Raw genomic sequence first — 22,075 nt, 5'->3', positions numbered from 1 at the left:
GTCGCTGCGCGGCAAGCCGCTTCGGGCTACGCCCTACGCGCCTTGCCGCGCAGCGAGTGAAAGAAGACTTACACCACTTCCAGGGACATCAACTCCTTACTCGCCATGGCTCGCTCGCACGCCGCGTCGATTATTCGCACCATCCAAAGGATGGTGGGTTAGCGCGCGGCCTGAGTAGCCATAAGCAACCCGCCCCGTGAGGCGGGTTTTTTCGGTCTCCCGGGGCTTTCAGTGCCACAGGAGATTGGAATGAGCGAACTCGATACGACGCGGACCAACACGGCCCTTTCGGTGCCCGCGGTGCTTCATATGGTCTGCGGGAAGATTGGGGCTGGCAAGTCAACGTTGACCAAGCGCCTCGCGACGGAGCCGAAGACGGTTCTCATCATTGAAGACGATTGGCTCGCACGTCTGTACCCGAACGAGATTGATGGCATCGAAGACTACGTGCGTTGTGCCGGCAGGTTGCGTGAAGCGATGGCCGGCCACATCGAGGCGCTGCTTGCAGCTGGCACGTCGGTCGTGCTCGACTTCCCCTCGAACACTGTCAAGACCAGAGCTTGGGCTCGCAGCGTTTTTGAGAAAGCTGGGGCAGCCCATTGCCTTCATTACCTGGATGCGCCCGACGAGGTCTGCAAGGCGCGCCTGCGTGCTCGGAACCTCTCAAGAGAACACCCCTTCGAAACGACAGATGAGGAGTTCGACCAAATCAGCAGCTACTTTGTCGCGCCAACGGCGGAGGAAGGCTACAACGTCGTCCGCTATAGTTGAGCGGCAGCGCTGGGGATGCCCCATGCCGGTATGCTGAGGTCGACTGTGACTGCCAGAACGAAGCCGGACCGGCTGTCCGCCCCGTTCCCTCATCAGTTCGGCCACTTTCTCTGCCGCGCGTCCACTTCTTCACGACGCAAGATGGTCTTAGGGGCGCAAACTGAGCCCCATGCTCAGGGTTCTGTTTCTCATTCTTGCTGTCCTTATGCCGATTGGCTTGGTCTACGCGTTCGGCGCGTGGAGCTTGCTCGTCCTGTTCGGAGCAGCAGTCGCGACGCTGTTGCTATCGACCAGGAAAGCTCAAGGCGCTGAGGCGACTCAAGGCGGCAATCTCACCGGATATCAAACCACAACATCGGCGAACTTCTAGGCTCCACTCGCGGAGCGAGGAGCCCCCTTGTGAAGCGTGCTGGACGGGCAGAATGCGGGCCATCAACGGACATAGGAAACCAGGTGCCGGTACCGGAAGAGCGAGTCGAATACTTCAAGGACGGTACGGTCCGCGCTCGTGGTCTGATGCTCGGCGGATTGTTAAACGGCTACTGGGAATGGTTCCGCAAGGATGGCGTTCGAATGCGCTCGGGCTACTTCGAACATGGGGTACAAGTCGGGACGTGGACGACCTACGACAAGCACGGTGGGGTGTACAAGGTCACCACGATGAAGCCGAAGGGCAAGGGCAAGTGACGGCCAAGACCAGACCTTCGCCGAGCACCTTCAGTTCCACCACCAATTCCAACATATGAGCAGCATCGGTGTCATCGTTCGTGCATCTCAGGAAATCGAAGAGCTCGATGCCGACTGGCTGCCGCAGCCGCTGGGCACGAGGCCTCATGTCCATGCTGTCATCCGCGAGTTGACCGGGGTCACGACGAAGTCACAGCGGTTCGACCTGCGTCCAAAGGGCATTACCTTGGAGCTTGAAGTCGGCGATGACGAGCCGCCGATGTCCGTCACCGCATCAGGAGTCTTCGACGAGGCGGCGGTTGCGATGCTGAACAAACTGTGCACGGCCCTGGCCGCCCGGTTCTACGACAGCGAGGAAGGTCGATTCATAATTTGAGCGACCGCCGGTAGCGGCCACAACCAGACGGTCGGTGGCGTCGCAGAATTCAAGATGAGGAAACGGTCACCATGTCTGGGAGCGACTACCGGTTGAGTCAGTGTGCGCAGGTATTTGCCGCCGTTGCTCGCGCCTCGTACAGCAATCGCCGGCCTTGCGGGCGCAGCGTGATGCTGCGCTTGCCCTCGCCATCTGCAGCGCGCTCTAACAACCCGGTTTTCTCCAGCGGCAGCAGCCGCAGCAGCAAACGAGAGGCGGGCATGCCCAAAGTGCGCGCGAGTTGCGGTGCGGTCGCCACGCCGCCAGTGCCATCCAATACCGTCAGCAGCACGAATTCGGCCCACGACAGGCCGTGGTGCGTGCCCAGTTCGTTGTCCAGCACGAGTTCCCACGCGGCGTGCGCCAGGTGCCGGTCCACGCAAGCTTGCAGGGCAGATTCGCTCATGGCGCCAGCCCTTGCAGCTTCGGCCGATGGTTCGACCTTCAGGAGGCGTTCCGACGTAGTGCTTTGTAAATGGCGTCCAGCAACTTGTTCTCGGGATAGGGCTTCTGCAAAAAGTCTACGGCGCCATCTCTGATGGCCTCGACCGCTGTCGCAATGTCGACGCTACCGCTGATGAACACAATCGGCAGGTGGATGTCCATCTCGTGCAGGCGCTTCTGCAGCGCGCGGCCATCCATGCGGGGCATGCGCAAGTCTAGGACTAGGCACCCCTGCCAAGTGGTGTCGACAGCGGACAGGAATTCGACCGCAGAACTGAAGACCGCGACCGCGAGTCCGACTGCGCTGACGAGTTCGCGAACGGAGTCGCGACAAGCAGCGTCGTCGTCGATGACGAATACAGTGGCCTTGCTCACCTCTTCCACCTCAACGGCCGTCCTGGCAGCCGGGCAACCCGGTCGCTCAGACCCAGCGCATTCTTGTTGTTTGTATGGTCACCAAGCTAACCGGAAAAGGAATGCGGCGATATTGCCCTTTGGGGCATTGCAACCCGGCCAAACGGGCCTCCACAGTTTTGATGAGGTTTCGTTCACAGCAACGCGTGGCCCGGCCTGACCCATGCGGTCGCGGCAGGTGCTGTGGCAGGATGTGCCGGCCAGGACCAGACAATCACCGGACCTCCCAAATGCTTGATGCACTCGTTTCACCCTGGTCTTGCCTTGGCGCCCTTGCTGGATTGGTGCTCGCGATGGTGGTCCACTGGGCCGTGCCAGGCAACATCGAAACCGTCCAGGCGGGGGCATGGTTGGTGGGCATCGGCTGGGTTGCCGGCCTTGCGTGGGACCTCAGTGGTCGCGGCAGTTCCAAGTAGCCCGCCGGCCCTCGAGTCTCCGTTGCGGCGCCGGCAGGAAACCGGCAGGAACGGTCCTTCGGACGTGCCGCAGAATTGATAAGCAGACATTCGCGGCGCCGGGGCAACAGTTCCGCCCTGAGGCAGGAATGCGCAGTTCGAAGCGCGTGCACACAAACAGGCATATGTGAACAATCGGCGAATGCCCAGCCCAGCGCCCCTTTCCTTCAATTTCGTGCTCTTCGTCGCCATCGCTGCACTGACCGGGCTGGCCATATCGCTCGTAGTCGGCCTCCTTATTGGGGCGGCGCTCCTGCCGCGCGGCCATCCCGCGGCAGACCGCCTTCGTCAAATCGCTGGCGAGATGCCTCGGTTTGCGCTGGCAGCCCTGGTCTGGATTCCTACCGTTGCGTTCGTCGGCGTCATCGCGTTCTTCGCCCTCGTATAAGCATGCGGCCAGGACCAGTCACTCGTGTCCACCTGCTGGATTCAACAACTATGAGCCAACCCTGGACCTTCGCGGGCGTCGGCGCTGGACATCCGTACTAGCTATGAAGTGCAGTCAATGTTCCAGTGTCGTTAGAGTTCTCTCCCCTGAGTGGCAAAGGCAGCGCGAGAAAAGTGAGAAGACATGTCCATCGTGTGGCGAGGCGGTTGAAGTTGTTTTCGGCGGAATCAAGTTCGCCAAATGGCTCCTCGTGTCGGGCGCAATTGTGTCCGCCATATCGTTCGCCATAAGGGGGTCGGCGGTTCTGGCTGTGTTTCACGGATTGATGGTTGGAGTTTGCGTTTCGCTTTTTCCGAGCATCGAACTACGGCCCCGGAACCACTTCAACTCAGGAATTCGTCATGCACTGAATCGCCCGCGCACCCTCCCAAGATGGCTCAGTCCACCGGACTGGCTCAAGCTTGTCGGCGGGGCGACGTGGGCCGTTTGTGCGAAGCTGCTTTTGCTCGCCGTCATCGCATTGAGCGTCCCGCCTCCATGGTCGGGAATCTTGCTCATCGTCCTGGGCGTCTTTGGAACCTTGCCGTGGGCGCCCTCCCCTGGCACATCAAAGGCTGTGAAGCTCGGCGCAGTTTGTCAAGTCGTAGCAGGTCTTGCGATTCTTGTCCGCTACTGACCTATCTGCTCCGCCCGGCTGCAAACGAGGAAGCAGTCATCTGCGCCAGGAGTTCGCTAGTTTCGCACGCTGGCGAGCTTGCGGATGGCTGCGGCGAGCGTCTGTCGCTTCTTCCAGTAGGCGGTCCACGGGTCTTCACGCTGAAAGCTCAAATACTCGCGAGCGGTGGCGACAGTCCACTGAGCGCCGCTCCGCAGTTCCCGAAGCTGGTCCCAGCTCACAGGTATCGAAACGCCAAGCCCAGGCCGAGACCTTGCTGAGAACGCGGCAGCGGTCGTCGCACCGTGGCCGTTGCGCAAATAGTCGACGAAGAGTTTGCCGACACGGTTCTTGGGGCCGCTCTTAGCCACAAACCGTGACGGTATGGCCCTCGCGAGGTGCTGGACTATTGCTTGGGAAAAATCCTTGACGGTCTCGTAGTCCAGACGGGGAACCAGTGGCACGACGACATGCAGGCCTTTGCCCCCGGAGGTCTTGAGCCAGCAGTCCAACCCAAGCTCTTCGAGAAGTGCCCGTACAAGCAGGGCCGCCTCTTGGACATGTTGCCAAGCCGTGCCTTCACCAGGGTCTAGGTCAAAGATGATGCGGTCCGGCTTGTCGATGTTCTTGGCCAGCGAGTTCCAAGTGTGAAACTCGATGACATTCATTTGCGCGCAGGCCACCAATGCTTGGGCGGTCGGGACCTCTAGAAGCTCGCCATGGCCCGGCCAAAGATTTGCGGGCAGGTTGCGGACGTGCGGGATGGAGAGCTTGTCGTCATGCTTCTGGAAGAACAGCTCGCCCGTGACGCCTGTGGGGCCACGGACAAGCGACGTTGGCCGGCCTTTCAGATGCGGAAGCATCCACTCGGCTACGCTCTCGTAGTACCGCACGAGGTCAACCTTGCGCAGCCCAGTGGAAGGGTCAATCACCCGCTCGGGATTTGTGACCTTGACGCCGGTGCCCTTGGGCACCTTCTTCGCAGGCGTGCCCGTTCCCATTGGTTTGGCACGTTCACGAACGATGACGGCGGCGGGTTTGTCGGTACGCACGCCGCGGAAGACGGGGTGCCTGACCCGCCCGTCCGGCGTCCATTCAGAGAACGCCACCTCGACAACCATCGAAGGTTTGACCCACCGCTCGGTACCGGCCGCGCGTTTGGACCATCGCCCCGGCTTGGCTTCCTCAGGCGCAACCGGCGGCCGGCTAACCTGCAAAGGTGATAGCTTCTTCTTTAATTCTCGACCGGTCGCGGCAGCCCACCCGGTGCCCACGGAGCCAGCAAAGCGCACTTCGGTGCCTTCGTTGTAGCCAAGAAGCAGGCTGCCCACTTCAGTCGGTGCGCCAGACCGGTCGGTGAAGCCGACCACGATGAACTCCTGCCGGTGCGAGCACTTCAGCTTCAGCCAGCTCTCTGTGCGTCCCGGCGTATAAGGCGATTCGGCGCGCTTGACCATGACGCCTTCCATGCCCATGCGGCAAGCTGCATCCAGCAAGTGGCTCGGCTGGACGTCGAAGGACTGGCTGAACCTCACGATGCCTTCCTCGCGCTGGTCGAAGAGCTTGCGAAGTGCCGCTCGCCGACTCGCCAACGGTACCTCGCGCAAGTCCATCCCGCCAAGGAACGGTACGTCAAAGAGGAACATCTGGATGTCGCCCGTGCGTGAGTTGTCGATGGCGTTCTGCAGCCTATTGAAGTCGGGGAGACCGGCATCGTTCAGCACCACGATTTCGCCGTCCAGCCAAGCGCTGTCCAGACCCAGGTCTTTCACTGCCCGTGCAATGGGTTCGAGCTTGCTAGTCCAGTCGTGACCGTTTCGGGTAAAGAGCCGCACGTCGTCTTTGTCGATGCGCGCCAAAAGTCGGTAGCCGTCGAATTTGCTCTCGACAATCCAGTCTCCCTGGGGCACGGACGAGACCAAAGTGGCGAGCTGAGGCTGCAGCTTCGCGGGCAGGGGGGCTCGCTTGGCCTGCTGCAGGTCAGCAGTCTCGGCGCGAGGTCGCGAGACGTCGGTGCTTCGCGGTTCGCGCTCCTCAATCAGCCCTAAGGGGTTGGCGACGACGCTGTCGGGCAGGGCGGCAATGACATCGTATTGAGTGCTGGGCCTCGCCCACGCATCGCCGCGCTTCTTGAAAAAAATCCACTGTTCCTGCTTCTTCTCGCCAGGCTTGGAGATGCGCACGAACTCCCATAGGCCAGCAAGCTTCTGGCCGTGCAGCTTGAAAAGGAGCTTGCCCTTAATCAGACCTTCGCGCGGGTCGCCGACAGGCTCCCAGGTGCCTTGGTCCCAAACGATGACCGTTCCCCCGCCGTACTCGCCCTTGGGTATCTCGCCTTCGAAGGTGTTGTAGCCGATAGGATGGTCTTCGACATGGATGGCCAGTTGCTTGACGGCTGGGTCATAAGAGGGTCCTTTGGGGACGGCCCAGGAAACCATGACGCCGTCCAACTCCAGACGCACGTCATAGTGCAGTCTGCTGGCCCAGTGCTTCTGGATGACAAAGACAAATTTCTCGTCCCGGTTCGACTTGCTTCGCCGCACCGCGCCACCGGCCGGCTCAGCCGTCTTGGTGAAGTCGCGCTTGGCGTTGTACCGCGTCAGCGGCTGGACTTCCTGTTCGGTTTTTCGCTTCGTCTTTCGCGCTTTGGGGGTGGTAGTTCTTCGGGACTCGTTGGCCTCAGGGGCCGCGGAGGCGAGGGTCGCCCGGGTTGCCCGTTTCGCTCTCGCGGGCTCTATTTCTGCCCACACAGGCGCATGGTCGCTTGCACCCTCTCGCCCGCGCTCCTCGCGGTCGACGCCGGCGTCGACAACCTTCAACGATTGACTGACCAGGATGTGGTCGATGCGCAGGCCCGCATTCCGCTCCCAGCGCTTGCGCCGGTAGTCCCAGAATGTGAATAGCTTCTCCTTGGGGCCGGCGGTCTGAAGTGCATCTGTCCAACCTTGAGCCAGAACCGCCGCGTACGCCTCACGTGGCTCGGGTTGAAGCAAGGCATTCTCGCGCCAAGTGTCCGGCTTGTAGATGTCCTCGTCTGTCGGCACCACGTTCCAGTCACCGAGAAGGACCACTGGTTGACCCGACTCCCGCAGTTCGTTTGCGCGCAGGCGCATGCGCTCGAACCAGCGCAGTTTGTAGTCGAACTTGGGTCCCGGCTGGGGATTGCCATTCGGTAAGTACAAGCAGGCGAAAAGCACCCCGTTGACGGCTGCTTCCAAGTACCGAGCCTCTGTGTCTTTCGGGTCGCCCGGAAGCGCCGTGACTACTGGCAAAGGTTCATGTCCCCGGGCGAGGATGGCTACGCCATTCCAGGTGCGCTGCCCGACGACTAGGCACTCGTACCCTAGGTCCTTCAGCCGCGTGAGTGGAAAGTCGACCGTAGGAGTCTTGAGCTCCTGCAGCGCCACGACGTCCGGCCGGGTGCGCTCGAGCCAGTCGCACAGCAGCCCTAGCCGCTTGACGACGTTGTTGATGTTCCAAGTCGCGACTCGCATGGTCAACCCACTCGGAAAATGGTGCACTCATCCGCCAAATCTCGTCTGCGCATTGAACCTCCAGGCCGCTCGCCAGTATGGCCGCGCCCGTCGGGAGTGCTGTAGGGGAGCTATCCCGTCGTCAATCCCGCCAATGCCCTCGCGCTTGTCAGCGTTTTCTGGCGCGAAGAGTATTCTCGCGCTGGCGGACGTGTCGCCCGGTAGACCGAATCATTCGGGTACCGCGGCCCCGGCCGCATTGTTAGGAGCACCAGATGGCTGACGACAGGACCAAGAGTGGAGGCGCCGACCGCAAGCGCATCAACGTTAGCGAGGACTATGAATTGCGCGACTGGTCAAGGAAGTTCAACGTGACGCCCGAGCAGCTGAAGAAGGCTGTACAGGCCGTCGGCACGAGCGCTGATGCAGTCGAGAAATACCTGAGAAGTGGCGCGAAGAGTTAGGAGCACGGCCTCTCCACCGTACAGCTCTCCATACGTAGCGCTACCGCGCCGGTCCGAACCCAAAGAAGGCCTTGCCGGGCTTGGGCGCATCTCCATCCTCCTGCCTTGTGGGGTGGTGCTCCTTGGCAGCGGGTGGCGCGTCGTCCTCGCCGGAGCGAGGCCCGACATCCAGGTCTTCCACCATCCTCTGGAGCGCAATGAGCCCTTCTGCCATGCCCTTCTGATAGGTCCCGGCGGCCGAGTCAGATTTCTCGATGACGCCCCAGGATTTCCCGGAGCGCTCAATGAGCACCCAACGAAACTCCCCGGCGCTGGGTTCCTCGACATAGACCGCGATGTGGCGCAAGGAGGGCATGCCTCCAGCGTAGTCGGTTCCCTCACCCTTGGAAAGTGCAGTCCCCCTACGACGAGAAGTTGCGCCAGCCTACGAAAAGGGCGGCTTCGCCCGCCGCAGACTCCGCGCTGTCGGGGGTTTCCCCGTACGCGGAGGATTTAGCATGGCAACAGGTAGTCGAACGCTTTGGAAGGGGGCTATTACTTTCGGCCTTGTGCACATCCCTGTCGGTCTTCACACCGCGGCAACCGAGCAAGGTGTTGACTTCGACTGGTTGGACAAGCGCTCGATGGACCCCGTTGGCTACAAGCGCGTGAACAAGCGCACCGGCAAGGAAATCACCAAAGAGAACATCGTCAAGGGTGTCGAATACGAGGATGGCAAGTACGTCATCATCAGCCCAGAAGAGGTTGAGGCGGTGTTTCCCAAGACGACCCAGACCATCGAGATTGAACGCTTCATCGATGCTGGGGAGATGCCGTTCATYTTCCTGGAGCGCCCTTACTACGTGGCCCCCATCAACAAGAGCGACAAGGTCTACGCRCTCCTTCGCGAGGCKTTGGTCGACACCGGGAAGATTGCATTGGCCAAGGTTGTCATCGCGACCAAGCAGCACCTTGCGGCCCTTGTACCATCCGGACCCGCACTCGTTCTGGACCTGCTGCGCTGGGGCGACGAAGTGAAGACGCTCGATTCGTTGGACCTGCCGCCTGCCGGACGGAARAACCTCAGCGCGGCAGAACTCAAAATGGCCAAGCAGCTCATTGCCGAGATGTCCGGCAAGTGGGACCCAGAAGACTTCAAGGACGAGTTCCGGCACCAGGTCATGAAGCTCGTGGACAAGAAGGTGAAGGCTGGCAAGACCGAGACGGTCATCGAGCCAGAGGAGGATGCCCCTGAGAGCAGCAACGTCATCGACCTGACTGAATTGCTACAGCGGAGTCTGAAAGGCGGTACCAAATCCGGGGGCACAGGTTCGTCAAAGACAGCGGCGAAAAAGCCCACCGCAAAGAAGGCCGCTGCTAAGCGGCCGGCGACGACAAAGAGCACGTCAGAACGAAAGGCGGCATGAGCGCGAGCCGCAAGCTGCAAGCAGCGGGCAGCAAGAAATGTCCTCAAAGGGGAGTGGTAAGCCGCAAGGTCAGAGTTCCTAACGCCACGCGTGAGCTCCCGCCTAGCAAGGGAGAGAGGCAGTCGAAACTACCGGCCGAGGAGAGTCTGCTCGACACGGTGGAGCGAGGCGTAGGAGAAGGTGGCACAAGCCCGTCAACTGAGCAAGAAACGTCCGCAAGCCCGCCTTGAATGAACCGGTAGCTATCGACCGGCGGTCCGCCGCAGATAGTCGTCAATCCAACGGCGTGCCTTGTCAGCAAGGGCGGCCCTGGCTGCAGCCTCATCGTCATCATCAGGACGTACGACGGACACGCGGCACATCACAATCGCTGATTTCTTGACCTCTGCGGTGAATTGCTGGCCTTCGCGCATCACGTCCATGCTCCACTGTGGGGGCGCTAAGGGCTCCAAAGTCGTTGCTGCGCTGGCTTTATCGAGATTCATTCTCATTCGCTCTAGAGCTGTCGTAGCAGAGGGAGCGCACATCGACGTTGACAGCGCCCCTCAGTGGACCCTGCGCAGGCAGCGCGCCCGAGAAGACGCAGTTGAGCTTCCACATCCAGCCCGGCCCATTCCGCACCACTGTTGTCGCGGGACTGTTTGGGGGCGCCGTTACCGTCGAATGCGCCAGTGACTATGCCCGTTCCCGTTCGAGCCGCTCCCAATTAAAGTTGATGCCGTGCCCCGTCCGGCCGGGTGCGAGGGCAAACCCCTCTTCAATCGTCAGAGGCTGCTCGATGTAGCGGTCAAGCCCAAAGCCGTGGGCCTCGAGGTAGGAGCGGTTGGGCAACGCCGCGAGAACTTGCACAGTCACGTCGTGCGCGCCGTGTGAGGTGACCGGGAGATTGAAGGATTCGGCCAAGTGCGCAATCTTCATGAACGAAGTGACGCCGCCGCAGTTGGTGACATCCGGCTCGGGGTAAGTTACTCCACCCATCTCGATGAGTTGCTTGAATTCCCAAAGCGTTCGGAAGTTTTCTCCTGCGGCTATGGGCAGACCGCCTTCGCGCACCACGCGGGCTTGGCCTGCGAAGTCATCGGGAATCAGTGGCTCTTCGAGCCAGAGCGGCTGGTACGGTGCGAACTCGCGCGCCGCGCGAATCGCCTGGTCGGCCGACCACTTCATGTTGGCATCGACCATCAGGGGAAATTCGTCGCCGAGGTGCTCGCGCATGGCCTTCAGGCGCGCCACGTCCTCCGAGAGCCTCTGCCGGCCGACCTTCATCTTGATGGCACGGAAGCCCTTGCGCAGGTTCGCATCGGTCTGGTCGATTAGCTTGTCGAGCGTGAAATCCAGGTCGATGCCGCCCGCATAGCAGGGCACGTGCGGGTCGAAGCCGCCCAGGAGTTCCCACATCGGCATCCCGGCCCGCTTGGCTTTCAGGTCCCACAGCGCAATGTCAAAAGCGGACAGCGCAAGCACCACAGGGCCGCCGCGACCGCCGTAGTGCAGCGCCCACCAGAGCCTCTGCCAAAGCGCCTCGATTCGGTTGGCTTCCTGTCCCACGGCTAGTTCGCGGAACTCGCGTTCCAGCAGCGCATGGATGGCCACGCCATTCCGGCCGACGGTGTACGTGTAGCCCATGCCTTCTGCGCCATCGGCGTCGCGCACGCGCACCGTGTTCAGCTCAAAGTTGGGAATCGCCCCGTGCATGCTGTCGCTCAATTCAGTCTCGAGCGGAATGCGGTAGTAGCTGGGCTCGACCGCGGTGATGGTGGACATGTCTCAATCCTCGATTTGGTAGCACCAACCTTAGTTCCTACACGAAATCATCGTCAAGAAATCGATTTTGGTCAGAGCAAATTGATGCCTCGCATGATTTGGTACGAGCAAAATGGCGGTTCGCACGCAGCAACGACACAATGACCCCCTATCCCAACACGACTGATGCGCCCGCCGGCAACGAGACTGCGGGCAGGCGTCTGCGTCGGCAACTGGCCGACATGATTCGGTCCGGTCAGCTGAAGGCGGGGGACCGTCTTCCGACGGAGCGGCAGCTAATGGCCGACTTCGGTGTCGGCCGGTCGGTGGTACGCGAAGCCATTGCGGAACTGGCCAGCCAGGGGCTGCTGAAGACGCGCGCTGGCTTCCGGCCAGTCATCAGTCGGCCGGAGGTGGTGTCTGCACTGGGTTCGCTGGCGCAATTCGTCAACCACCTCACCATGGGCAGCGAGGCAGGACTGAAGAACCTTTTCGAGACGCGCGTCTTCATTGAGGTCGGCCTTGCGCGATGGGCTGCACTGCACGCGCGGCGCGAGGACATCGTCGAACTCAGGGCGGCACTGGCGGCAAACAAGGAGACCATCGGAATTCCCGGTGACTTCGAGCGCAGTGATGCAGCCTTCCATCACGTGCTCTACAAAATCCCGCGCAACGAGATTTACCCAGCCATCCACCGCGCCTACGTGGATTGGCTGTATGACCACTGGGGAGCCATTGAGGCCACGCCCGAACTGGACACGCTCTATCACGGAGGACACGAGGCCATCCTGGCCGCGATTGTTGAGCGAGACCCCGACGCTGCGGAAGACGCTGCGCGTCGTCATCTCGCATTCGCCTGGGAGAAAGTTCGCGTGACCTTCGCCGCGGTCGATTCCGCAGAACGCCAAGTGGGTGGCAAACAGGGCGTGGTGCGACTGGTCAAGGCGGCTTGAATCCGCTACTTCCGCTCAGAGTACTCTTTCGTCAATCGGCAACGGCACAGTACGGCCCAGAACCCGTCGTTCGCCGATAGGAGGGCACTTCGCTTGGAAGCCGACATTCGGAAGGTGTCACAATAAAAGCTCTCGCCTGGAAGCACAGCGATTGGCCAAGAACTCGAGCGTCTGAGCGCTCTGCCATATCGGCAACGCGAAGCGGGTAAACCCTGATTCCGGCATTGCGGACTTTCCGTGCCGTAACATCGCCGCACAATGGAGCCCACAAAAGCATTACCTTCGTTGGCTCTTCCGGATGACGGCGAGCGCCACTCGCCCTTCTCCTTGCTTCAGGTTGTCGAAGCCGAGGACGGAAAGATTTTTCGACGTCTTGTCGAGACCGTTCTTGACTACGCCATCTTCCTGCTAACGCCGGAGGGGCATGTCGCGTCTTGGAATGCCGGCGCGGAGCGCATCAAAGGCTACCAAGCCAACGAAATCATCGGGAAGCACTTTTCGGTGTTCTACCCGCCCGAAGCTCTCGCCCGCGACTGGCCAGCAGAAGAGCTGCGTCGGGCCGTGATGGACGGGCGGCTCGAGGATGAAGGGTGGCGAGTGCGGAAGGATGGCTCCCAGTTCTGGGCCAACGTCATTATCACGCCGGTGCTGAGCCCCAACGGCGCCCTGCTTGGTTTTTCCAAGGTGACGCGCGACTTGACAGAGCGCCGCCGTGCCGAGGAACGCATACGTGACAGCGAACGCACGCTCCGGCTCCTGGTCGATTCGGCGCAGGACTACGCCATCTTCTTGCTGGACCCTCAAGGGAAAATCACGAGCTGGAATTTGGGTGCCGAGCGCATCAAAGGCTACACCGCACAAGAGGCTGTCGGACGTCACTTCTCCATGTTTTACGAGGCGGCCGCGCTTGCTGCTGGCTGGCCGCAAGAAGAACTTCGACGCGCTGCTGCAGATGGTCGCTTCGAGGACGAAGGCTGGCGGCTCAGGAAGGACGGCACGCGCATCTGGGCGAACGTTGTCATCACGGCGCTGCGAGGACAGAAAGGTGAACTGCTTGGCTTCTCAAAAGTCACGCGTGACCTGACGGAACGCAGGGCACACGAAGAGGCTTTGCGCGAAAGGGAGGAGAGCCTACGTCTCCTGGTCGACGGCGTCAGAGACCATGCAATGTTCTTCTTGGACCCGAATGGCCGCGTTCAGTCCTGGAATCTAGGAGCTCAGCGGGTATTTGGATATGCGGCTGAGCAAGTCATTGGTCGAGACGTGTCAATGTTCTATCTGGCTGAGGACCGCCTTGCAGGCAAGGTTGAAGCCGAAATTTCGGCGGCCCTCATCGCTGGGACTACCACCATCGTGGCCACACGGTGCAAAGCGGATGGCTCTGCGTTTTCGGCAGAGATAACGACCACGGCCGTGCTCGACAGCAACAGGAAGTGCAAGGGCTTTGTCCGCATTGTGCGTGATACCACCGCAACCAAGCGCGCGGAAGCTCTCGAGTATGAAAGTAAGAAGATTTCCGAGTTCATTGCTGTGCTCTCTCATGAACTGCGCAATCCCTTGGCCGCCATAAAGAATGCCATGGCCGTCCTGCAGCGGCTCGTGGACAAGCCAAAGGCCACGCGGTTCGTCGACATCGTCGATCGCCAGGTCATTCTCATGGCACGGTTAATTGATGATCTTCTTGATGTCAACCGAGTCACGCGAGGAAAGGTGCGACTTGACCTAGTCGACCTTGACCTCGATGCTCTGGTGAGTCGGGCCGTCGAGTCCGTTAGGTCGGCAGCCGAGGCACATGACCACACTCTGCACGTTCGCCTCGCTGGCCGCAGTACGCGCGTTCGCGGAGATGCCACCAGGCTGACCCAAGTCGTCGTCAATCTTGTGACCAACGCAGTCAAGTACACACCGGACGGAGGGCATATCGAAGTGGCAGTGAACGACGACGCAGAGGTTGCGCGAATTGAAGTTAAGGACAACGGCGTGGGAATGACCGACGTTCTGCTCCATAGAGCCTTTGAGCCTTTCGTCCAAGGAGTCTCACATGCAAACGCCGAAGGTGGGTTGGGCATCGGCCTCGCGCTGGTCAAAGGCTTTGTCGAGCAGCACGGTGGCCACGTGGCGGCAGAGAGCGCCGGCCCCGGGCAGGGCAGCACTTTTACGGTCACGCTACCATTGGCCAAGGCGTCTACGGCGGACCTTCGGCCCAAATGACGGGTGAGCACGTTGGCGAACGACTGAACGTCCGCTTTGGCAATAGCCCGAACTTCGGCTCAGGGCCCGTTGCCGTCATTCCGAACGCTCCAAAGCGGTCGTTCGGCCTAGTGGGTGACTGCGCACTGATACTCTTCGTTTCGCGCGCAGTTTGACGACGCCGGAGAAGAGCCTTCGGTGCGTTAGCCTGCGCGCGGGCAAGCGGGCGGCGGCGGTCATGAGCCTGCTGCACTCAGCGCGCATCAACGGACACGAGCCCTACTGCGACGGGTCCCACGCCGCTACACTCTCGATTTCATGCTTAGCCGCCACATCCATCGCTGCATGACCACGTTCGCTGTGGTCATCTCGCTGCTGTTCTCACAGCTAGCGCTGGCGAGCTACGTCTGTCCTGGCATGACCGACGCCGATGCGATGGCAGAAATGATGGCTGCTGGCGAACCCTGTGAGGGCATGGATTCGGCGCAGCCGGTGCTTTGTCATCAGCATGCTGCCGACATGAAACTGTCGTACGAGCAGGTCAAGTTGGCCACACCATCGCTTCCGGCGGTCATCCAGGTGCTGATCGTCCCGCTTGTCCTCGAGGTGCAGCTGGCAGCGGCCGCTCCGGTCGGCCCGAGCCCGGAGCTCAGACCGCCCCCCGACCCCCTCTTTCTCTCCACGCTCAGACTCCGAGTCTGAAATCTCCGTCGACTGAACGGCGCTGGTGCGGCTTGCCCGCTCACCAGCTGTGTTGCCATTTGTCCTCGGAGTCTCCATGCAACCCCCATTCCTGCGTGCGGCCGCCTTGGCCGCCGCACTGCTGCCCTCTTTGGTGGGCGCGGCGCCCCTCACGCTCGACGCCGCCCTCGACCAAGCCGTCCAGCGCTCCGAGTCGGCTCGCGCAGCGCGAGCCGGCGCCTCGAGCGCATCCGAACTCGCCCACGCGGCGGGCCAGCTTCCGGACCCCACGCTGCGAGCCGGCATCGAAAACCTGCCGGTGACCGGACCGGACCGTTTCAGCACCACACGCGACCCGATGACGATGAAGCGCATCGGCATAAGCCAGGAATGGCTGTCGAGCGAGAAGCGGAATGCTCGCCGAGCGGCGGCCGAAGCGATGGTCGCAAGAGAAAGCATCCAGACGCGCGCCGCGGTTGCCGAAACCCGACTGAACACCGCGCTCGCCTACCTCGACGCCTACTACGCGGGCGAGGCTTTGAAGCTCACAACGCTCGTGGAGCACCACGCTCATGAGGAGTTCGAGGCAGCACGCGCCCGATTGGCTTCGTCCGCCGGAAGCAGCCAGGAAGCGCTCGCCCTCGCCGGTGCGCGTGGTTCGGCCGAAGACGAGTCGGCCGAGGTTCGTCAGCTTCGAAGCGCGGCTCAAGTCACGCTCCAGCGCTGGGTCGGTGTCGACGCCGACGAATTGGCGCCCATAGCCGAGGTTCCGTTGCCGACGGAGCAGGCCTACGTCGCGGCCAATCCAGTCGTCCTCGCAAAGCAGTTCGACATCGATGTGGCCACGCGAGCAGCCGCGGTCGCGGCCTCGGAGCGCAAGCCGAACTGGACCTGGGAGGTTTCATACGGGCAACGCACGGGCTATTCGGACATGGCGACTTTCGGTGTGAGCATCCCGCTTCAGGTCGCTCCGTCCGAGCGCCAGGACCGCGAGACCGCGGCGAAGCTCGCGTTGGCCGACAAAGCCGAGGCAGAGCTTGCAGAAGCCACGCGCGGGGCGACCGCCGAATATCGAGCGCTCGCCAGTGACGCCCAACGCCTGCGCGAACGCATCGAGCGGTATCGCGCCGGCGTCGTGACTCCGGCCCTGCAGCGGACCACCGCAGCTACCGCTGCATATCGGTCGAACCAGGGCCCTTTGCTGACCCTCTTCGAGGCACGGCACGCCGAAGTCGAAGCCAAGCGAAAACTCCTCACGCTTCAACGCGACCTCGCCAAGACGCAAGCACAACTTGCATTCAAACCTCTCGCACAAGGAGCCGACAAATGAAACGCACTCACCTCACCGCGCTTCTCGTTGTCGGCAGCGCCGTCCTCGCTGGTGGCAGCTTCCTGCTGGGACGCCACACCAGCAATGACGGTACCTCCAGAGCTGCCAACAGCGCCGGCACCTCGTCACCCGACGGGCGCAAGGTGCTCTATTGGCACGACCCGATGGTCCCCGGCCCGCGCTTCGACAAGCCAGGCAAATCGCCTTTCATGGACATGCAGCTCGTGCCGGTTTACGCCGACAGCGACCAGAGCGCGTCTGGTGTCAAGGTGAGCCCCTCGGTACAGCAGAACCTGGGCATACGTTACGCCAACGTGCGACGAGCTGAGGCCTCGAGTTCGTTCGATGCCATCGGCACTGTGCAGTTCGACGAGCGGTTGAGCGTGGCCGTACAGACGCGGGTTGCGGGCTACGTCGAGCATTTGGCCGTTCGCGCCCCGATGGAACGCGTGCGCAAAGGTCAAGCCCTGGCGACCATCTTTGCACCGGAATGGCTCGGGCCACAGAGCGAGGTCCTTGCGCTCAAACGGGCCGGTGTCGCGCCCGACCTCATCGCAGCGGCACGCGAGCGGATGCGCGCGATGTCGATTCCGGAAAACCTCATTCGCCGGAGCGAGGAGACGGGGACGGCACAGGCGCGCTTCACCCTGAGCGCACCAGCAAGCGGGGTGGTAGCCGAACTCGGCGTGCGGGAAGGCGTTGCTGTCACGCCCGGCATGACGCTGTTTCGCATCGCCGGGCTTGAAAAGGTCTGGGCCGTGGCCGAGGTGCCGGAAGCTCAGGCGGTGCGCTTGATCCGCGGCCAGAAGGTCAAGGCCGTATTGCAGGCCGACGCCTCTCAGACCTTCGAGGGCGAACTCAGGGAAATATTGCCAGAGGTCAGTTCGAACACACGCACCCTGAAGGCGCGCTTCGAGGTCGACAACAAGGAAGGCAAGCTCACGCCGGGGATGCTGTTGCGCCTGCAAGTGACAGGACCGACGAGCACGCGACTGGTCGTCCCGGCCGAGGCGGTCATTCGCACGGGCAAGCGCGCGGTCGTCATCGTCCGCAACGACGCCGGCGCGTTCGAGCCGCGCGACGTATCGCCAGGCATGGACCTGGGCGATGACATCGAGGTTGTGCAAGGGTTGAAGGAAGGCGACCAGGTGGTCGCCAGCGGTCAGTTCCTCATCGACTCGGAGGCCCGGCTGCGCTCGGTGCTGGGAGGCATGGCCGCGTCTGCCACATCGCCCGTGCCCGCTGCCTCATCGCCGGCTGCCAAGGCATCGGCAACCCACTCAGCCGAAGGCAAAGTCGAGAGCGTCGAACCAGATGGCATCACGATCTCCCACGGCCCGGTTGCGACCCTCAAGTGGCCGGCGATGACAATGGGCTTCTCGAAGCCGGCTCCCGGCGCTTTCGCGGAGGTGAAATCTGGCGACACCGTCCGGTTCGAGTTCAGGGAGGGCGGCCCCATGGGCTATGAACTCCTCTCCGTTCAGCGTGTACAACCGGGCACGAAGCAATGATTGCCGCGCTCATCCGATGGTCGATTGGCAATCGACTCCTGGTGCTCTTTGCCACGCTGTTCCTTGTGGTCGCTGGAATGTGGTCAGCGACTCGCATTCCGGTGGATGCCCTTCCGGATCTGTCGGACGTGCAGGTCATCATCCGGACGCCCTTCTCTGGCAAGGCACCACAGGTGGTCGAGGACCTGGTGACATATCCGCTGACGACCACGATGCTAAGCGTGCCGGGGGCCAAGACCGTCCGCGGCTACTCGTTCTTCGGGGACTCGTTCGTCTACGTGCTCTTCGACGACAAGACGGACCCGTACTGGGCCCGCTCCCGGGTTGTGGAGTACCTCAACCAGGTGCAAGGCAAATTGCCCGCAGGCGCGAATGCGTCACTGGGGCCCGACGCGACGGGCGTCGGATGGGTCTACGAGTACGCGCTGGTGGACCGTTCGGGCAAGCGGGACATCGGGCAGCTGCGCGCGTTGAATGATTGGTTCCTGAAGTTCGAGCTGAAGACCATACCCGACGTGGCCGAAGTCGCGAGCATCGGCGGCATGGTGCGACAGTACCAAGTGGTGCTCGACCCTGACCGCATGCGAGGTCTCGGCGTCACACAAGCGACGGTGGTGTCGGCGCTTCAGAAGGCAAACCAGGCCTCAGGCGGCTCGGTGGTCGAACTCGCGGAGGCGGAGTACATGGTGCGCTCGCGAGGCTACCTGAAATCGCTGGATGACTTTCGCACGATTCCGCTCGCAGTCTCCGGTAGCACCCCGGTGCTCCTGCGCGATGTCGCCACGGTGCAGGTTGGCCCGGAGATGCGACGAGGCATTGCCGAGCTCGACGGCGAAGGGGAAGTCGCAGGAGGGGTGGTGGTGATGCGCTCAGGCAAGAACGCGCGCACCACCATCCAGGCCGTCAAGGAAAAGCTTGAGACGCTCAAATCCAGCCTCCCGCCGGGCGTCGAAATCGTTCCCACCTACGACAGGTCGCTGCTCATCGACCGCGCGGTCGAGAACCTGCGCTACAAGCTGCTGGAAGAGTTCGCGGTCGTTGCGGCAGTGTGCGCCATCTTCCTGTTTCACATGCGCTCTGCCCTCGTGGCGGTCGTTGCACTTCCCATCGGCGTGCTCGCAGCTTTCATCGTCATGCAATGGCAAGGCGTCAACGCCAACATCATGTCGCTTGGCGGCATCGCCATCAGCATCGGCGCCATGGTGGACGGGGCCATCGTCATGGTCGAGAACGTCCACAAGCACCTTGAGGCCTTCGAGACGACGCATGGCCGAAATCCCACACCTGCCGAGCGATGGGAATTGGTCGGCAGAGCATCGACGGAGGTCGGGCCCGCCCTATTCTTCTCGTTGCTCATCATCGCGCTCTCGTTCGTACCGGTGTTCTCGCTCGAAGCACAGGAAGGCCGGCTCTTTTCCCCGCTGGCATTCACAAAGACCTATGCGATGGCAGCGGCGGCGGGCCTTTCCGTGACACTGGTGCCTGTGTTGATGGGATACCTCATCCGCGGACGCATCCCCCACGAGGCGGCGAACCCCGTGAACCGCTTCCTCATGGCAGCGTATCGCCCCGCGCTGGAGGCCGTCCTTCGCTTTCCCAAGGCCACGCTGGTGGTGGCAGGTGTGCTCCTGGCCATCACGCTCGTCCCGGTGATGCGTCTTGGCGGCGAGTTCATGCCACCGCTCGACGAGGGGGACCTGCTGTACATGCCATCGGCCTTCCCCGGGCTCTCCGTATCCAAAGCGTCCGAGCTCCTCCAGCAGACGGACCGGCTCATCAAGACGGTCCCTGAGGTCGAACGCGTCTTCGGGAAGGCGGGTCGCGCCGACACGGCGACCGACCCGGCGCCGCTCGAGATGTTCGAAACCACCATTCAGTTCAAGCCGCGCGCACAGTGGCGCGCCGGCATGACCCCTGACAAGCTTGTCGAAGAGTTGGACCGCGTCGTGAAGGTACCGGGTCTCACCAATGTCTGGGTTCCGCCCATCCGCAACCGCATCGACATGTTGGCGACCGGGATCAAGAGCCCTGTCGGCATCAAGGTGTCCGGGACCGACTTGGCCACTATCGACAGGCTCACGACACAGATTGAAGCCGCAGTCAGGAGCGTGTCGGGAGTCTCTTCGGCCCTGGCGGAGCGGCTGACAGGCGGACGATACATCGACGTCGACGTGGACAGACTCGCGGCAGCTCGCCATGGCCTTTCAGTGGCCGACGTCCAGGCCATCGTTTCGACAGCCATCGGCGGCGACAACGTGGGCGAGGTCATTCAGGGCCGGGAGCGCTATCCCATCAACGTGCGCTACCCGCGAGAGGTTCGTGACTCCTTGCAGCGTCTGCGGGAACTCCCCTTCGCGACCGAACGGGGAGCGCAGCTTCTGCTTCAGGATGTCGCGAAGGTCACCATCGAGGAAGGACCACCGATGCTGCGCAGCGAGAACGCGCGCCTCTCCGGTTGGGTCTATGTGGACGTGCGAGGCCGAGACCTCAGGTCTGTTGTCAACGACATGCAGTTTGCGGTCGCGCAGTCGGTGACGATGCCTACGGGGTACGCTGTGTCTTGGTCCGGGCAGTTCGAGTATCTTGAGCGAGCCACGCAAAGGCTCAAGCTGGTAGTTCCCGCTACCTTGGCGGTCATCTTCGTGCTGCTGTACCTACTGTTCAAATCGCTTAGGGAGGCTGCTTTGGTGATGGCTGCCGTTCCCTTCTCGCTCATCGGCGGGTTCTGGCTGGTCTGGGCACTGGGTCACTCCGTTTCTGTGGCTACAGCGGTCGGATTCATCGCGCTTGCCGGCCTAGCCGCGGAATTCGGCGTCGTGATGCTCATCTACCTCAAGAATGCGCTCGCGCGACGCATCGTAGCCGGGGCCCCGATGAACGACGAGACTTTGCTCGCAGCCATCCGAGAGGGAGCGGTGCAACGCGTTCGCCCGAAGGCAATGACAGTGGCGGTGGTCATGGCAGGCTTGCTGCCCATCATGTGGGGAAGCGGAACCGGCTCGGAGGTAATGACTCGAATAGCTGCGCCGATGGTCGGCGGTATGGTGACAGCCCCTTTGCTGAGCATGCTCGTCATGCCGGCGGCCTGGTATCTGGTGCACCGCAGCCGACCCAAGCGACGCCTTGAGGGAATCGTTGTTCCAGCAGCAAAGGCTGCTTGAATCGCCTGCGCCTGAACCAACATCAAACTCCTCAAAGGGTACATTCATGAACAGACGCTCACTTCTCGGCGCTATCGCAGCGCTCCCGCTGCTGCGGACGCTCCCCGCACGGGCCGCAGCCTCAAAGGTCCATGTCTACAAAAATCCCGGTTGCGAATGCTGTACCGCGTGGGTCGAACATCTGAAAGCAGCTGGATTTTCTGTTGACGTCTCCGAGACAGACGACACGTCAGCCGTGCGGAAGCGTCTCGGCATGCCGGAACGCCTCGCCAGCTGCCACACTGGCATCGTCGAAGGCTATGCGATTGAGGGGCATGTGCCCGCAGCCGACATCAAGCGGCTGCTGGCCGCCAAACCGCAGGCTATCGGCCTCGCCGTGCCCGGGATGCCCGTTGGGTCGCCCGGTATGGAGTACGGAGAGCGCAAGGACCCGTACAAGGTTCTTCTGGTCGACCCCAAAGGTCGCGAGACGGTGTTCGCGAACTATCCCGCCCACCAGGCATCGTCAAAGTCATGATGAACCGCATAGCCATCATCGCCGCGCTCTTGCTCATGGCGTGCGCCAGTACGCAGTCACAGACAGCAAAAGGCCCGACTTCCGCCCCTGAAAAGGCTTGGAGCATTGGCACTCGTCCCGCGATGGCCCTCACGGTGGGCGAAGTGGAAAGGGTCGACAAGGAGCACAGCGAGGTCGTCATCAATCACGGCGACCTGCCCAACCTCGGGATGGAAGCGATGACGATGGGTTTCGCCGTGGCCGACAAACGGATGCTGGACAGATTGAAGCCTGGCGACAGGGTGCGATTCAACGCTGAAATCAAGAACGGCGAAGCGACAGTGACGTACATCGAGTCTGTGCGCTGAGTACCATTGCTCTCTTCTTGGCTCGAGGCGTCCGGCACTTGCTCTTGACCCCCCGCAGCGCAGCCCCCTC

Annotated in this window: 21 protein-coding genes; 15 read left to right on the top strand and 6 right to left on the bottom strand. The window is 62.0% G+C overall.

Translation table 11 applies throughout. The annotated features are described in order from the left end of the window. Positions 1-249 precede the first annotated feature (249 nt). From AC1DF3_RS31950 to AC1DF3_RS31935, 4 genes are all read left to right on the top strand, one after another. Positions 250-771, top strand: coding sequence for a P-loop nucleotide/nucleoside kinase family protein (locus AC1DF3_RS31950; RefSeq protein WP_478142088.1), 522 nt, complete (start codon positions 250-252; stop codon positions 769-771). A gap of 169 nt (positions 772-940) precedes the next feature. After that, positions 941-1,141, top strand: coding sequence for a hypothetical protein (locus AC1DF3_RS31945; RefSeq protein WP_286508959.1), 201 nt, complete (start codon positions 941-943; stop codon positions 1,139-1,141). Positions 1,142-1,224: 83 nt separating this feature from the next. Next, positions 1,225-1,458: a toxin-antitoxin system YwqK family antitoxin gene (locus AC1DF3_RS31940; protein WP_478142087.1), complete on the top strand. Its 234-nt coding sequence runs from the start codon at positions 1,225-1,227 to the stop codon at positions 1,456-1,458. Between the two features lie 55 nt (positions 1,459-1,513). Further along, a complete protein-coding gene (locus tag AC1DF3_RS31935; protein WP_478142086.1) occupies positions 1,514-1,834 on the top strand; it encodes a hypothetical protein in 321 nt (106 codons plus the stop codon). A 97-nt stretch (positions 1,835-1,931) separates the two neighbouring features. On the opposite strand, the gene AC1DF3_RS31930 is transcribed toward AC1DF3_RS31935, so the two are convergent. Beyond that, complete coding sequence (locus AC1DF3_RS31930) at positions 1,932-2,279, bottom strand: AsnC family transcriptional regulator (protein WP_478142085.1); 348 nt, start codon at positions 2,277-2,279, stop codon at positions 1,932-1,934. A 38-nt stretch (positions 2,280-2,317) separates the two neighbouring features. Then, on the bottom strand, positions 2,318-2,692 hold the full coding sequence (locus AC1DF3_RS31925) for a response regulator transcription factor (protein WP_478142084.1): 375 nt from the start codon (positions 2,690-2,692) through the stop codon (positions 2,318-2,320). Between the two features lie 636 nt (positions 2,693-3,328). On the opposite strand from AC1DF3_RS31925, the gene AC1DF3_RS31920 reads away from it, so the two are divergent. Continuing rightward, positions 3,329-3,574 (top strand): hypothetical protein, encoded by a 246-nt coding sequence (locus AC1DF3_RS31920; RefSeq protein ID WP_478142083.1) that lies wholly within the window; start codon positions 3,329-3,331, stop codon positions 3,572-3,574. Between the two features lie 732 nt (positions 3,575-4,306). Here the strand turns inward: AC1DF3_RS31920 and ligD are convergent. Further along, entirely contained in the window at positions 4,307-7,723 is a 3,417-nt protein-coding gene (ligD, locus tag AC1DF3_RS31915; RefSeq protein WP_478142082.1) for a DNA ligase D, read from the bottom strand. Between the two features lie 254 nt (positions 7,724-7,977). On the opposite strand from ligD, the gene AC1DF3_RS31910 reads away from it, so the two are divergent. Next, positions 7,978-8,166, top strand: a complete 189-nt coding sequence (locus AC1DF3_RS31910; RefSeq protein WP_478142081.1) for a DUF3606 domain-containing protein — start codon at positions 7,978-7,980, stop codon at positions 8,164-8,166. A 40-nt stretch (positions 8,167-8,206) separates the two neighbouring features. Here the strand turns inward: AC1DF3_RS31910 and AC1DF3_RS31905 are convergent, their stop codons facing one another. Then, positions 8,207-8,521 (bottom strand): hypothetical protein, encoded by a 315-nt coding sequence (locus AC1DF3_RS31905; protein ID WP_478142080.1) that lies wholly within the window; start codon positions 8,519-8,521, stop codon positions 8,207-8,209. A gap of 142 nt (positions 8,522-8,663) precedes the next feature. Here AC1DF3_RS31905 and ku point away from each other — a divergent pair, with 142 nt between their 5' ends. Further along, a complete protein-coding gene (ku, locus tag AC1DF3_RS31900; RefSeq protein ID WP_478142079.1) occupies positions 8,664-9,572 on the top strand; it encodes a non-homologous end joining protein Ku in 909 nt (302 codons plus the stop codon). 242 nt (positions 9,573-9,814) lie between these two features. Here ku and AC1DF3_RS31895 read toward each other — a convergent pair whose 3' ends face one another. Beyond that, positions 9,815-10,057 (bottom strand): hypothetical protein, encoded by a 243-nt coding sequence (locus AC1DF3_RS31895; protein ID WP_478142078.1) that lies wholly within the window; start codon positions 10,055-10,057, stop codon positions 9,815-9,817. A 190-nt stretch (positions 10,058-10,247) separates the two neighbouring features. Next, a complete protein-coding gene (locus AC1DF3_RS31890; protein ID WP_478142077.1) occupies positions 10,248-11,336 on the bottom strand; it encodes a mandelate racemase/muconate lactonizing enzyme family protein in 1,089 nt (362 codons plus the stop codon). A gap of 140 nt (positions 11,337-11,476) precedes the next feature. On the opposite strand from AC1DF3_RS31890, the gene AC1DF3_RS31885 reads away from it, so the two are divergent. The 8 genes from AC1DF3_RS31885 (at position 11,477) to AC1DF3_RS31850 (ending at position 22,005) form a co-directional block, all read left to right on the top strand. Next, a complete protein-coding gene (locus AC1DF3_RS31885) occupies positions 11,477-12,268 on the top strand; it encodes an FCD domain-containing protein (protein ID WP_478142076.1) in 792 nt (263 codons plus the stop codon). Between the two features lie 258 nt (positions 12,269-12,526). After that, positions 12,527-14,479, top strand: a complete 1,953-nt coding sequence (locus AC1DF3_RS31880) for a sensor histidine kinase (protein WP_478142075.1) — start codon at positions 12,527-12,529, stop codon at positions 14,477-14,479. 324 nt (positions 14,480-14,803) lie between these two features. Further along, positions 14,804-15,160 carry a hypothetical protein gene (locus AC1DF3_RS31875; RefSeq protein WP_478142074.1) on the top strand — a complete coding sequence of 119 codons (357 nt, stop codon included), beginning with the start codon at positions 14,804-14,806 and terminating at the stop codon, positions 15,158-15,160. Between the two features lie 76 nt (positions 15,161-15,236). Beyond that, positions 15,237-16,469 (top strand): TolC family protein, encoded by a 1,233-nt coding sequence (locus tag AC1DF3_RS31870; protein ID WP_478142073.1) that lies wholly within the window; start codon positions 15,237-15,239, stop codon positions 16,467-16,469. After that, positions 16,466-17,980, top strand: a complete 1,515-nt coding sequence (locus AC1DF3_RS31865; RefSeq protein WP_478142072.1) for an efflux RND transporter periplasmic adaptor subunit — start codon at positions 16,466-16,468, stop codon at positions 17,978-17,980. Before AC1DF3_RS31870 ends, AC1DF3_RS31865 begins: the two co-directional genes overlap by 4 nt. Then, on the top strand, positions 17,977-21,141 hold the full coding sequence (locus tag AC1DF3_RS31860) for an efflux RND transporter permease subunit (RefSeq protein WP_478142071.1): 3,165 nt from the start codon (positions 17,977-17,979) through the stop codon (positions 21,139-21,141). Before AC1DF3_RS31865 ends, AC1DF3_RS31860 begins: the two co-directional genes overlap by 4 nt. Continuing rightward, positions 21,134-21,658, top strand: a complete 525-nt coding sequence (locus AC1DF3_RS31855; RefSeq protein WP_478142099.1) for a DUF411 domain-containing protein — start codon at positions 21,134-21,136, stop codon at positions 21,656-21,658. The genes AC1DF3_RS31860 and AC1DF3_RS31855 overlap by 8 nt, the downstream gene beginning before the upstream one ends. Next, positions 21,655-22,005: a copper-binding protein gene (locus AC1DF3_RS31850; protein ID WP_478142070.1), complete on the top strand. Its 351-nt coding sequence runs from the start codon at positions 21,655-21,657 to the stop codon at positions 22,003-22,005. The genes AC1DF3_RS31855 and AC1DF3_RS31850 overlap by 4 nt, the downstream gene beginning before the upstream one ends. The last annotated feature ends 70 nt before the right edge of the window (positions 22,006-22,075 follow it).

This window comes from Variovorax sp. 10N432 (assembly GCF_056394465.1).
Note: the sequence above shows the minus strand (reverse complement) of the source record. Positions and strands in the feature narration are given on the sequence as shown.

Excerpts from the sequence above, each read along its gene's own strand:
- AC1DF3_RS31865 (WP_478142072.1), top strand. The coding sequence starts at position 16,466 with ATGAAACGCACTCACCTCACCGCGCTTCTCGTTGTCGGCAGCGCCGTC.
- AC1DF3_RS31890 (WP_478142077.1), bottom strand. The coding sequence starts at position 11,336 with ATGTCCACCATCACCGCGGTCGAGCCCAGCTACTACCGCATTCCGCTC.
- AC1DF3_RS31850 (WP_478142070.1), top strand. The coding sequence starts at position 21,655 with ATGATGAACCGCATAGCCATCATCGCCGCGCTCTTGCTCATGGCGTGC.
- AC1DF3_RS31895 (WP_478142078.1), bottom strand. The coding sequence starts at position 10,057 with ATGAATCTCGATAAAGCCAGCGCAGCAACGACTTTGGAGCCCTTAGCG.
- AC1DF3_RS31905 (WP_478142080.1), bottom strand. The coding sequence starts at position 8,521 with ATGCCCTCCTTGCGCCACATCGCGGTCTATGTCGAGGAACCCAGCGCC.
- AC1DF3_RS31930 (WP_478142085.1), bottom strand. The coding sequence starts at position 2,279 with ATGAGCGAATCTGCCCTGCAAGCTTGCGTGGACCGGCACCTGGCGCAC.
- AC1DF3_RS31920 (WP_478142083.1), top strand. The coding sequence starts at position 3,329 with ATGCCCAGCCCAGCGCCCCTTTCCTTCAATTTCGTGCTCTTCGTCGCC.
- AC1DF3_RS31860 (WP_478142071.1), top strand. The coding sequence starts at position 17,977 with ATGATTGCCGCGCTCATCCGATGGTCGATTGGCAATCGACTCCTGGTG.
- AC1DF3_RS31880 (WP_478142075.1), top strand. The coding sequence starts at position 12,527 with ATGGAGCCCACAAAAGCATTACCTTCGTTGGCTCTTCCGGATGACGGC.
- AC1DF3_RS31885 (WP_478142076.1), top strand. The coding sequence starts at position 11,477 with ATGACCCCCTATCCCAACACGACTGATGCGCCCGCCGGCAACGAGACT.
- ligD (WP_478142082.1), bottom strand. The coding sequence starts at position 7,723 with ATGCGAGTCGCGACTTGGAACATCAACAACGTCGTCAAGCGGCTAGGG.
- AC1DF3_RS31950 (WP_478142088.1), top strand. The coding sequence starts at position 250 with ATGAGCGAACTCGATACGACGCGGACCAACACGGCCCTTTCGGTGCCC.
- AC1DF3_RS31875 (WP_478142074.1), top strand. The coding sequence starts at position 14,804 with ATGACCACGTTCGCTGTGGTCATCTCGCTGCTGTTCTCACAGCTAGCG.
- AC1DF3_RS31870 (WP_478142073.1), top strand. The coding sequence starts at position 15,237 with ATGCAACCCCCATTCCTGCGTGCGGCCGCCTTGGCCGCCGCACTGCTG.
- AC1DF3_RS31910 (WP_478142081.1), top strand. The coding sequence starts at position 7,978 with ATGGCTGACGACAGGACCAAGAGTGGAGGCGCCGACCGCAAGCGCATC.
- AC1DF3_RS31935 (WP_478142086.1), top strand. The coding sequence starts at position 1,514 with ATGAGCAGCATCGGTGTCATCGTTCGTGCATCTCAGGAAATCGAAGAG.
- AC1DF3_RS31945 (WP_286508959.1), top strand. The coding sequence starts at position 941 with ATGCTCAGGGTTCTGTTTCTCATTCTTGCTGTCCTTATGCCGATTGGC.